Here is an 11,397-nt window from a genome sequence, read left to right as displayed (position 1 = left end):
CGATCCGCTGCAGATCACGCTCGCTCATCGCAACCAGTCCCATCCGCAACCCCCACGTCTCAAACGCGGGGAGTGTGACATTCTTACTTTGCAGATTCAGGACATTCTAACTTTGCGGCTACAGCCGAAAATCACATAAGAGTTGTTATGGAACTTCCTGCCGCAGCTCCGGCTACCGGACCGGCCTGAACCAGCAACCACCCCCGCGCCTCTGGCAAAGACGCCCCGGCTGACGATATATTTTGCGCATCGATCTCGCGTGAGGGATTGAACGATGGCAGAGATGCGGCCGTCCATGCGGGGTCAGGCAGCCATTGGCTGGCGCTTCGGCTGCGGCATGGCGCTGTTCGTCGTGGCTGTCGGGCTGGTGCTAAGCATCCCGTTCCTTGCGGCTTCTGGACTGCGGCCGTCCACCCTGGCGGCGTACACGGGCGGCGTCTTCATCATAAACAAGATCCTGCTGGTCCTGATCATCGCGCTCGTCGGCAAGGCCGGGTTCAAGCAGTTGAAGGACATTCTCGTCGGCTTTTTCCCGCGCCTGCATGCGGTGCCGCCGGTCGGGCCGGTGCGCCATGCCATCGGGCTGGTCATGTTCTGGGTGCCGCTCACCTGGTCGTTGCTCGAGCCGTATGTCGACTATTTCTGGCCCGGGCTCAGGCCCAACAGATGGGAATACCAGCTTGCCGGCGATCTCGTTTTCGTGGCGGGCATTTTCGTGCTGGGCGGCAATTTCTGGGAGAAGGTGCAGGCACTGTTCATCCGCACCGCCCGCGTGACCGACACGTCAAGCCATGGCCCGGACTGATGCAATGGCCTCTCAGGCGCGAAACATGTGCCCCGAAGCCGGGCGCTCCTTGAGGATCGCCGAAAAGCGCGGATCGAAGGCGCGCGAGATCGGCTCGGCCGCAGCCCCCAGCGCCACCGCCCAGGGGTCGGCCAGGCCCGGCTGCAGCCGCGCCTCGGGAAAGCGCCCGGCCCGCTCGGAGACCGACGGCAGCAAGGGCTGCATGCGCTCGATCAGACGGTCGATCAGCGAGCGCGGCGCGCCACCGCACAGGATGATGGTCTGCGGATCGAAGATCGATTCCAGCATCTGCACCGTCCGGCGCAGCCGCTCGGCGGCCTTGCCGATCCAGTCCTCGGCCCGCGGGTCGGCCCGCGCCACCGCGTCGGCAATCAGCTCGAACAGCTTCGCGTCGGAAGGGTCGAGATCCAGCGCCTTGCACAGGGAGGCGATGGAGGCGAAGGTTTCCAGCGAGCCCGCGCCGCCGCCTTCGTCGGGCGACAGCGCCAGCATCATGCCGATCTCGCCGGCATTGCCATAGGCCCCGCCATAAAGCTCGCCGTTCACGATCAGCCCTGCCCCGAGCCCGTAGCCAAGGAAGATGCAGATGGCGTGGTCCACGCCGTGGGCCGCCCCCAGCATCTTCTCCGCCGTCGACGCGGCCGCGGCGTCGTTCTGCAGCACCACCTCCAGCCCGGTTCGGGCCGCGATGGTTTCCAGCAGCGGAAAGGCCTGCCAGGCCGTCATCGCCCACGGTTCGCCATAGGGCGCGCTGATGCCGAACGGGCCGGGCATGGCGATGCTGAGGCCCACCAGCCGCTCCTCCGCTTGCGGCATACGATCCGACAGCGCCTTGCGCGCCCAGGCGATGAGGTCGAGCACGACCTTCACGCCCTCGGCCGGGCCGCCGGGGGGAAGGTTGGCTTCCATCCGGGCCAGCACCTCGCCGACCAGATTGACCACGATCGCCCGCGTCACATGCCGGTCGATCTGCAGGCCGATGGCGAAGGCGCCTTCGGGCACCAGCCCATAAGGCGTGGCCGGCTGTCCCCTGCCCTTGCGCACCGTGTCGAGCGACCGCACCAGCCCGTCGCGCGAAAGCTCCTCGATGATGTTGGAAACGGTCTGCGGCGTCAGCCGCGTCGCCCGCGCCAGGTCGGCGCGCGACAGCGCCCCGTTTACCCGCAAGGCGTCTATCATCACCCTGCGGTTATGCGCGCTGGCGCCGCCGAGATTGGTCCCGCTTTTCGCCCGGATATGCCGTGTATCGTCCATCGACATCCCTCTTGACAGGTTCCCAATATTGAACAAGGAATATTTCAAGACAATTGATTTAATGAAAAGGCACAACGTTTTTGCGCCTGGAGGGCGGTCAGCGCCCGAGCTTCCCCGGCCGGCGAGGCGCCGATGGCGTGCCGCACGGCATTGCGGTTTGCTTGCATCCGGGCGTGGCGTTGGTCAAAACTGGACCCGGCAAGCTACACAGCAAGGTGGTGGAGGAAACAATGTTGAAATCGATCAAGACGGCGCTGCTCGGCGCAACCCTTTTCGGCATCGGAATGGGCGGCATCGCGCATGCCGAAACCAAGCTCAATGCGCTCTTCATGGCGCAGGCCGCCTATAGCGAAGACGACGTGCGCGCCATGACGGAGGCCTTCACCAAGGCCAATCCGGACGTGACCGTCAATCTGGAATTCGTGCCCTATGAAGGCCTGCACGACAAGACCGTGCTGGCGCAGGGCTCCGGCGGCGGCTACGACGTCGTGCTGTTCGACGTCATCTGGCCGGCCGAATTCGCCACCAACAACGTGCTGCTCGACATCTCCGACCGCATCACGCCCGAAATGAAGGAAGGCGTGCTGCCGGGCGCCTGGACCACGGTGGAATATGAGGGCAAGCGCTTCGGCCTGCCGTGGATCCTCGACACCAAGTACCTCTTCTACAACAAGGAAATCCTCGAGAAGGCCGGCATCCAGAACCCGCCGAAGACCTGGGCCGAGCTCGCCGAGCAGGCCAAGATCATCAAGGACAAGGGCATCCTCGAAACGCCGATCTCCTGGAGCTGGGCGCAGGCCGAGGCCGTGATCTGCGACTACACCACGCTGGTCAGCGCCTATAAGGGCGACTTCCTGAAGGACGGCAAGCCGGCCTTCCAGACCGATGGCGGGCTGGACGCGCTGAACTACATGGTCGAGTCCTATTCCGCCGGCCTCACCAACCCCAACTCGAAGGAATTCCTCGAGGAGGACGTGCGCCGCGTATTCCAGAACGGCGAGGCCGCCTTCGCCCTGAACTGGACCTACATGTACAACATGGCCAACGACCCCAAGGAGAGCAAGGTGGCCGGCAAGGTCGGCGTCGTGCCCGCCCCGGGCGTCGATGGCAAGAGCGAGGTTTCGGCCGTCAACGGCTCGATGGGCCTTGGCATCACCACCACCAGCAAGCATCAGGACGAAGCCTGGAAGTACATCGAGTTCATGACCTCGCAGGCGACCCAGAACGCCTACGCCAAGCTCAGCCTGCCGATCTGGACCTCGTCCTATGACGATCCGGCCGTCAGCGAGGGCCAGGAAGACATGATCGCCGCTGCCAAGGTGGCGCTGGGCGCCATGTATCCGCGCCCGACCACGCCGAAGTACCAGGAACTGTCGACCGCGCTGCAGATCGCCATCCAGGAAGCCCTGCTTGGCCAGGCCAAGCCGGAAGACGCCCTGAACTCGGCGGCTGAAAACAGCGGTCTCTGATAAAAGTATCGCGGGCGGCGCCCATCCGGCGCCGCCCGTGGCTTTCCGCGGCTCGGCCCGGCCGGCGGCAGGCAAGTGATTTTTCCAAGGGTTCGGTCAGGTCCGCCTCATGTCCAGCACCTGGATCAGCACGCGCGCATGGCTCCTGATGCTGCCCCTGCTCATCGTCATGGTCGCCGTCATCGGCTGGCCGCTGGTGGACACGGTGCGGCTCTCCTTCACAGACGCCAAGCTGGTCGGCACCTCGGGCAATTTCGTCGGCATCGACAATTACGTTAAGATGCTGTCGAATTCCGGCTTCCAGCGCACGCTCGTCACCACCACATGGTTCGCGGTCATTTCGGTGGCGGCCGAGATGGTGGTGGGCGTCGGCGCCGCCTTGCTGCTCAACCAGCAATTCTACGGCCGCACCGTTCTGCGCGCGCTGATGATCCTGCCCTGGGCGCTGCCCACCGTGGTGAACGCCACGCTGTGGCGGCTGATCTACAATCCCGAATATGGCGCGCTCAATGCAGCGCTCACCCAGATCGGCCTCATCGACGCCTACCGCTCCTGGCTCGGCGAGCCCGGCACCGCGCTTGCCGCGCTGATCCTCGCCGACACCTGGAAGAATTTTCCCCTCGTGGCGCTGATCGCGCTTGCCGCATTGCAGGCCGTGCCGCGCGACATCACCGCCGCCTCCATGGTCGACGGCGCCGGCGCCTGGTCGCGCTTCCGCTTCGTCATCCTGCCCTATCTCGCCGGCCCGCTGATGGTGGCGCTGGTGCTGCGCACCATCGAGGCCTTCAAGGTGTTCGACATCATCTGGGTGATGACGCGCGGCGGCCCTGCCAACTCGACGCGCACGCTGTCGATCCTCGTCTATCAGGAGGCGTTTTCGTTCCAGCGCGCGGGGTCCGGCGCATCGCTGGCGCTGATGGTGACCTTGCTGGTCACTGTGCTTGCGGTGATTTACGCCGCGGTCATCCGCAGAACCGCGGGAGCCAGTTGATGGAACGCCGCAGCCTTTCCGCCACCATCCTCGTCTACGCCTGCGCCATCCTTCTGGCCGCGGTCATCCTCGCGCCCGTCGTGTGGCTGTTCGTGATGAGCATTTCCTCCACCGCCGACCTCACTGCAAAGCCGCTGCACTGGTGGCCCGAGACCGTCGACCTGTCGCGCTATCGCCGGCTGCTGACCGCCGTCGGCAACACCGAAGGTGCGGCCTTCGTGGCCGCGCTGTTCAACAGCCTGCGCGTCGCAAGCATGGCGACTGTTGCCGCGCTGCTGGTTGCCATTCCGGCCGCCTGGGCCGTGTCGCGCACGCCCAAGGTGGGGACGTCGCTCTATGCGGTGATTGGCACCTACATGCTGCCGCCGGTGGCGCTGGCCGTGCCGCTCTACATGGGCCTCGCCGCACTCGGCCTGCTCAACACCGTCTACGGCCTGGCGCTGGTCTATCTCACCATCCTCGCGCCCTTCACCACCTGGCTGCTGAAATCCGGCTTTGACGCCATCCCGCGCGAGATCGAAAGTGCCGCCATGATGGACGGCGCCCGCCTCGACCAGATCCTGCGGCTCATCACCCTGCCGCTGGCAGCACCGGTGATGGCCACCGCCGCGCTGTTTGCCTTCCTGCTGGCGTGGGACGAATTCTTCTATGCCCTGCTCTTCACCTCCGACCTCAGGGCGAAGACCCTGACGGTGGCGATCGCCGACCTCGCCGGCGGCAGGGTCTCCGACTACGGCCTGATCGCGACCGCCGGCGTGCTTGCCGCCTTGCCGCCGGTGCTGATCGGGCTCTTCATGCAGCGCGCCCTGATCTCGGGGCTGACACAGGGCGGCGTCAAGGGATGACAGTGACGGTACAGAACCTACGCCCGGCGGGCCTTGTCGCAATCGAACACGAAATGGCCCGGCAAAATGCCGACTCTCTCGCCTCCTACGAGGCGGCAAAGCCGGTCGCGCACAGAATCGCCGAGGCGCTGCGCGCCACCGGCCGCCTGCTGCTGCTCGGCATGGGCGGCTCGCATGCCGTCGGCCGCGCGGTCGAGCCGCTTTACCGCGACCTCGGCATCGATGCCGTCGCCGTCCCGCTGTCGGAACAGCTCGGCCAGCCGCTGCAGCTTTCCGGGCGCACCGTGCTCGTCACCTCGCAATCGGGCGAGAGCGCGGAGGTGCTGCGCTGGTTCGCCGAGGCCGGCGTGCCGGAAAACACCTTCGGCCTGACGCTCGACGGCAACTCGACGCTCGCCAGAACGGTCCCATGCCTCGTCGGTGTCGGCGGGGAGGAAAAAGCCTTTGCCGCCACGCGCAGCCTGACCATCAGCTTCGCGCTGCACCTGGCCGTGCTGGCCGAGCTTGGCGCCGACCCCACGCAGGCGCTGGAAGTCCTGAAAAATCCGTCCGCCGTCTCGGTCGCCGCGGCCGCCGCCTCGCTCGCCAATGTCTCGGCCATCGTCACTTCCGGCCGCCGCGCGCAAGGCGTTGCCGAAGCCATCGCGCTCGGCCTCACCGAGCTGTCGCGCGTGCCCTGCTTCTCGCTCGAAGGCGGCCAGTTGCGCCACGGGCCCATGGAGATGCTGGGCCAAAATGTCGGCGTGGTGCTGTTCCGCGCTGCAGACGCCACCTCCGAGCTCGTCGCGCGCATGGCCGCTTCGGCAGCGCAAGCCGGCTCGCCCGTGGTCGTGTTCGACGCCTCCGGCGAAGCGCCGGTTGCCGGCACCGAAACCGTGAAGATCGACGCCGCCTCCGGCGCCGCCGCCATCTTCGCCTTGCTGCCGGCCGCCCAGCGCTTCATGCTGGCCTTCGCCTCCGCGCGCGTGGCCGATGTCGGAACGCCGGTGCGTTCCTCCAAGATCACCAAGGTCGAGTAGTCTCATGACCCGATACCTCACCACCGCCGGAGAAGGCCGTTGAGCGCGCTGGACATCATCGGCGTGCGCAAGCGCTACGGCACGGTCGACACGCTGAAGGGCATCGACCTGTCGCTGGAAAGCGGCGAGTTTCTGGTCCTGCTCGGGCCCTCCGGCTGCGGCAAGTCCACCCTGCTCAACATCATTGCCGGCCTCGCCGAACCCACCGGCGGCGACGTGCGCATCGACGGACGCTCCGTCGTCGGCGTGCACCCCAAGGACCGCGACATCGCCATGGTGTTCCAGTCCTATGCGCTCTACCCCAACATGTCGGTGGCGCGGAACATCGGCTTCGGCCTGGAAATGCGCAAGGTCCCGGCGGCCGAGCGCGAGGAGGCGGTGAAGAAGGCCGCAAAGATCCTGCAGATCGAAAACCTGCTCGAGCGCCGGCCCTCCGAGCTTTCCGGCGGCCAGCGCCAGCGCGTCGCCATCGGCCGCGCCCTGGTGCGCGACCCGCAGGTGTTCCTGTTCGACGAGCCGCTGTCCAATCTCGACGCCAAGCTGCGCATGGAAATGCGCACCGAGCTGAAGCGTCTGCACCAGATGCTTGGCACGACCGTGGTCTACGTCACCCACGACCAGATCGAGGCGATGACGCTCGCCACCCGCATCGCGATCATGCGCAACGGCCAGATCGAGCAGCTTGCCACGCCGGCCGAAATCTACGAGCGCCCGGCCACGCTTTATGTTGCCGGCTTCGTCGGCTCGCCGTCGATGAACATGCTGGACGCCCGCACTGCCGACGGCGTTGCCCGGATCCAGGGCTCGGACGTCGCCATCTCGCTGCCCGCCGAAACCGCCGCCAAAGCAAGGCCCGACCAGAAGCTGGTGCTGGGCATCCGCCCGGAAAACCTGCGGCTTGCCTCGGACGGCGAAGGCCCGACGCTTGAGGCGGATGTCGAGGTGGTGGAACTGACCGGCCCGGAACTGGTCGTCAGCGCGACCGTCGGGTTGCAGCGCATCACCGCCAGCCTGTCGCCGAAGTCCGACATCCAGCCCGGCACGCGCCGCCGCTTCGCACTCGACACGGACGCCTTGCACGTCTTCGACAAGGAAACGGAAAGGCGGCTGTAGCGCGCCGGCAATCCAGCGGTTCGCGCAGGACCTGCGCAAAGAAAAAGGCCCGGCATCAGCGATGCCGGGCCTTTCAAACATGCGGTGTTACGTTTCGGCTCAGACGCGCTCGAGCGCGATCGCGATGCCCTGGCCGACGCCGATGCACATGGTGGCGAGCGCCAGCTTGCCGCCGCGCGCCTTCAGCTCCAGTGCCGCCGTGCCCGAAATGCGCGCGCCCGACATGCCGAGCGGATGGCCCAGCGCAATCGCGCCGCCATTCGGGTTCACGTGCTCCGCATCCTCGGCAATGCCGAGGTCGCGGAGCACGGCGATGCCTTGGGAGGCGAATGCTTCGTTGAGCTCGATGACGTCGAAGTCGGACGGCTTGATGCCGAGCCGCGCGCACAGCTTCTTGGTCGCCGGCGCCGGGCCCATGCCCATGATGCGCGGGGCAACGCCAGCGGTGGCGCCCCCGACGATGCGCGCGATCGGCGTCAGGCCATATTTCTTGATCGCCGCTTCCGAAGCGACGATGAGGGCCGCAGCACCATCATTGACGCCCGAGGCATTGCCCGCCGTCACCGTTCCGCCTTCCTTCTTGAAGGGCGTTCCCAGCTTGGCCAGCGTCTCGACGGTCGTGCCGGCGCGCGGATGCTCATCCTTGGCAACGACCACCGGATCACCCTTGCGCTGCGGGATCATCACCGGCGTGATTTCCTTCGCCAAGCGGCCGTTTTCCTGCGCTGCCACGGCCTTGGCCTGGCTGCGCGCGGCAAAGGCGTCCTGGTCGGCGCGGCTGATGGAAAAATCCTCGGCCACGTTCTCGCCGGTCTCCGGCATGGAATCGACGCCATACTGCTTCTTCATCAGCGGGTTGATGAAGCGCCAGCCGATGGTGGTGTCGTAGATCTCGGCATTGCGCGAGAAGGCGGTATCAGCCTTGGGCATGACGAAGGGCGCGCGGCTCATCGACTCCACGCCGCCGGCGATCATCAGCTCGGCTTCGCCGGCCTTGATGGCGCGGGCGGCGGTGATGACGGCATCCATGCCCGAGCCGCAGAGGCGGTTCATCGTCGTGCCCGGTACTTCGATGGGCAGGCCGGCCAGCAGCAGCGACATGCGCGCCACGTTGCGGTTGTCCTCGCCCGCCTGATTGGCGCAGCCATAGATCACGTCGTCCACGGCTGCCCAGTCGATCGACGCATTGCGCTCGACCAGCGCCTTCAGCGGTACCGCGCCGAGGTCGTCGGCGCGCACCGAGGACAGCGAGCCGCCGAAACGGCCGATCGGCGTGCGGATATAGTCGCAGATATAGGCGTCAGCCATGTTCAAACCTCCGGAACGACAAGATCTTTGACGCTGCCTTCGACCACCAGCGTGGCTTCGGTCAAGGCCTGCAGTTCGTCGAGGCTGATGCTCGGCAGTTTTTCCCGAAGAACGAAGCGCGAGTTGACGATGTCGAGCACGGCAAGGCTGGTATAGACCGTGGTGACGCAGCCGACGCCGGTCAGCGGCAGCCGGCACTGCTTCAGCAGCTTCGGCCGTCCGTCCTTGGTGGTGTGGTCGGTGATGACGCAGACCCGCTTGGCGCCGTGGACAAGATCCATCGCGCCGCCCACGGCCGGCACCGAGCCGGGGCCCGTGCTCCAGTTCGCCAGATCGCCGTTTTCGGCAACCTCATAGGCGCCCAGGATGGCGACATCCAGATGGCCGCCGCGCACCATGGCAAAACTGTCGGCATGATGGAAGAAGGAGGCGCCCGGGTTGAGGGTCACGGCCTTCTTGCCGGCGTTGATCAGGTCCCAGTCTTCCTGGCCGGCGGGCGGGGCCTCGCCGAAATCGAGAATGCCGTTCTCGGTGTGATAGATCACCTCGCGCCCTTCGGGCTTGAACTTGGCGACCATCTCGGGAAAGCCGATGCCGAGGTTCACATAGGCGCCGTCGGGAATGTCCTGCGCCGCACGCCATGCGATCTGCGCGTTGGTCAGTTTTACAGCCATCACTTGGTCACCTCGCGCAACAGAGCTTCTTCCTGTTTCGGGTTCGGAACTTCCACGATCCGCTTCACGAATATGCCCGGCGTCACGACATGCTCGGGGTCGATCCCGCCCGGCTCAAGTACGCGGCTTGCCTGCACGATCGTGGTCGCGGCCGCCGTCGCCATCAGCGGCGAGAAATTCCGCGCCGCCATGTGGTAGGTCAGGTTGCCCTTGCGGTCGGCCAGCTCGGCCTTGATCAGGGCAACATCCGCCTTCAGCCAGCGCTCCTGGACGTATTTCCGGCCCTCGAATTCAGCCACCGGCTTGCCTTCGGCAACCAGCGTGCCAAAACTCGTCGGCGTGTAGAAGGCGGGGATGCCCGCGCCGCCGGCGCGGATGCGCTCGGCCAGCGTGCCCTGCGGCACCAGCTCCAGCTCGATTTCGCCGGCGAGATATTTTTCCGTGAAAGCGCGCGGGTCCGACGAGCGGGGGAACGAGCAGACCATCTTGGCGACCATGCCCGCATAGATCATGGCCGCGATGCCCACCGCGCCATTGCCGGCATTGTTGTTCACCACCGTAAGCCGGCCCGGCGATCCGGTCTTCTTGTATCGCTCGACCAGCGCATGGATGAGCTCGATCGGCGCGCCCGCCCCGCCGAAGCCGCCAATCATCACCACCATGCCGTCCTGGATGTCGGCGACCGCATCCTCCAAGCTTGGACTGATCTTGTTCATCGTTGCTCTCACCCATCCTGACTGGCGGCCGTCACGGCCGCAGCGAGAAACCATTGGCGACCACCTTGTTTACAGCCTGCCGCCCTGGCTATGAAAGTTCGCATTGCGAACATTTGTTTTGTATGCGATACTTTGCCATGATCATCACTGAAGAGTCAATATTCGGCGCGGCCCGCGGTTGCGCCCATGGAAGGCATTGCCCATGTCCGATGAAGCTGCCTCGAGAGACCATGTAAATTCGCTGGAGCGCGGGCTCGGCGTCATGGAAATCCTCGCCGCGCATCCGGCCGGGCTGACGCTCACCGAAACGGCCGAAAAGGCAGGGCTGACGCGTGCCGGCGCGCGGCGCTTCCTGCTCACCCTGGTTGCCGCCGGCTATGCCACGCAGACCGGCCGGCAGTTTTCGCTTTCGCCGCGCTTGCTCTCTGTCGCGCGCACCTGGCTGCAGGGAACCTCGCTTTGGGCGTTCGCCGAGCCCTTCATGCGCCAGACGGCGGCTGCGTTGCAGGAATCCTGCTCGGCCACAATTCTATCCGGCGACGATGTCGTCTATGTGGCACGCGTCGCCGGCCCGCGCATCGTCAGCCTGGAGCTGCATGTCGGCGCGCATCTGCCGGCCTATTGCACGGCGATGGGTCGTGTTCTGCTGTCGGGCCTGAAGGCCGAGGAACTCGACGCTTTTCTCGCCCGCATCTCCCCTGCCCCCAAGACCGCAAAGACGCTTACGGATCCGAAACGGATTGCCGAGGCCGTCGCCAATGCTGGTCGGGAAGGGTACGCCGTGGTCGACGAGGAGCTGGAAATCGGAATGCGCTCGATTGCGGTGCCGCTGCGCGACCGCTCTGGCGCAATCGTCGCCGCCATCAATGTCTCCACCCAATCCGCACGTCATTCCGTTGCCGAAATGGAGCGCGATTTCCTGCCGCTGCTGAAGCAGACGGCGGCGCGGATCGAGGATTTTTTTGTGCAGTGAGTGCCGGAGCTTTGCCGCGGGCGGTGCAATCGCACAATCGCAGATGCTGCGACCTACCCCCACTCCGCCTCGCTACGCTCGGCACCTCTCCCCCTCAAAAGGGGAGAGGAAGGGTGCCAAGGTTGCGGCCGGCGTTTCCTCTCCCCCGTCGATCGGGGGGTCCGAAGGACGGGCGAGACCTGTGGCTCGCCCCGGCATTGTGGTTTGCGAAGCAAACCGGAGTGGGGGTC

General features: G+C 65.9%; 11 protein-coding genes. 7 read left to right on the top strand and 4 right to left on the bottom strand.

What is annotated here, in order from left to right; all coding sequences use genetic code 11:
- Positions 1-274: 274 nt before the first annotated feature.
- On the top strand, positions 275-805 hold the full coding sequence (locus ABLE86_RS22250; protein WP_348781178.1) for a hypothetical protein: 531 nt from the start codon (positions 275-277) through the stop codon (positions 803-805).
- Positions 806-817: 12 nt separating this feature from the next.
- Here ABLE86_RS22250 and ABLE86_RS22245 read toward each other — a convergent pair whose 3' ends face one another.
- Entirely contained in the window at positions 818-2,059 is a 1,242-nt protein-coding gene (locus tag ABLE86_RS22245; protein ID WP_348781177.1) for an ROK family transcriptional regulator, read from the bottom strand.
- A 230-nt stretch (positions 2,060-2,289) separates the two neighbouring features.
- On the opposite strand from ABLE86_RS22245, the gene ABLE86_RS22240 reads away from it, so the two are divergent.
- From ABLE86_RS22240 to ugpC, 5 genes are all read left to right on the top strand, one after another.
- Positions 2,290-3,528, top strand: a complete 1,239-nt coding sequence (locus ABLE86_RS22240) for an extracellular solute-binding protein (RefSeq protein ID WP_348781176.1) — start codon at positions 2,290-2,292, stop codon at positions 3,526-3,528.
- 109 nt (positions 3,529-3,637) lie between these two features.
- A complete protein-coding gene (locus tag ABLE86_RS22235) occupies positions 3,638-4,519 on the top strand; it encodes a sugar ABC transporter permease (protein WP_348781175.1) in 882 nt (293 codons plus the stop codon).
- The gene (locus tag ABLE86_RS22230) at positions 4,519-5,364 is read left to right on the top strand and encodes a carbohydrate ABC transporter permease (RefSeq protein ID WP_348781174.1); all 846 of its coding nucleotides are present in this window, start codon (positions 4,519-4,521) and stop codon (positions 5,362-5,364) included. The genes ABLE86_RS22235 and ABLE86_RS22230 overlap by 1 nt, the downstream gene beginning before the upstream one ends.
- Positions 5,361-6,383 carry an SIS domain-containing protein gene (locus tag ABLE86_RS22225; RefSeq protein ID WP_348781173.1) on the top strand — a complete coding sequence of 341 codons (1,023 nt, stop codon included), beginning with the start codon at positions 5,361-5,363 and terminating at the stop codon, positions 6,381-6,383. The genes ABLE86_RS22230 and ABLE86_RS22225 overlap by 4 nt, the downstream gene beginning before the upstream one ends.
- Before the next feature lie 39 nt (positions 6,384-6,422).
- The gene (gene ugpC, locus ABLE86_RS22220; protein ID WP_348781172.1) at positions 6,423-7,496 is read left to right on the top strand and encodes a sn-glycerol-3-phosphate ABC transporter ATP-binding protein UgpC; all 1,074 of its coding nucleotides are present in this window, start codon (positions 6,423-6,425) and stop codon (positions 7,494-7,496) included.
- 99 nt (positions 7,497-7,595) lie between these two features.
- Here the strand turns inward: ugpC and pcaF are convergent, their stop codons facing one another.
- The 3 genes from pcaF to ABLE86_RS22205 are packed head-to-tail and all read right to left on the bottom strand — an operon-like array spanning position 7,596 to position 10,194.
- Positions 7,596-8,804: a 3-oxoadipyl-CoA thiolase gene (gene pcaF, locus ABLE86_RS22215; protein ID WP_348781171.1), complete on the bottom strand. Its 1,209-nt coding sequence runs from the start codon at positions 8,802-8,804 to the stop codon at positions 7,596-7,598.
- Positions 8,805-8,806: 2 nt separating this feature from the next.
- Complete coding sequence (locus ABLE86_RS22210) at positions 8,807-9,478, bottom strand: 3-oxoacid CoA-transferase subunit B (protein WP_348781170.1); 672 nt, start codon at positions 9,476-9,478, stop codon at positions 8,807-8,809.
- The gene (locus ABLE86_RS22205; protein ID WP_348781169.1) at positions 9,478-10,194 is read right to left on the bottom strand and encodes a 3-oxoacid CoA-transferase subunit A; all 717 of its coding nucleotides are present in this window, start codon (positions 10,192-10,194) and stop codon (positions 9,478-9,480) included. The genes ABLE86_RS22210 and ABLE86_RS22205 overlap by 1 nt, the downstream gene beginning before the upstream one ends.
- A 202-nt stretch (positions 10,195-10,396) precedes the next feature.
- Here ABLE86_RS22205 and ABLE86_RS22200 point away from each other — a divergent pair, with 202 nt between their 5' ends.
- On the top strand, positions 10,397-11,167 hold the full coding sequence (locus tag ABLE86_RS22200; RefSeq protein ID WP_348781168.1) for an IclR family transcriptional regulator C-terminal domain-containing protein: 771 nt from the start codon (positions 10,397-10,399) through the stop codon (positions 11,165-11,167).
- The last annotated feature ends 230 nt before the right edge of the window (positions 11,168-11,397 follow it).

It is taken from the genome of Mesorhizobium sp. KR2-14, assembly GCF_040049255.1.
Classification (GTDB): domain Bacteria; phylum Pseudomonadota; class Alphaproteobacteria; order Rhizobiales; family Rhizobiaceae; genus Pseudaminobacter.
The sequence above is the reverse complement of the archived record's forward strand: the minus strand, read 5'-3'. Positions and strand labels throughout refer to the sequence as shown.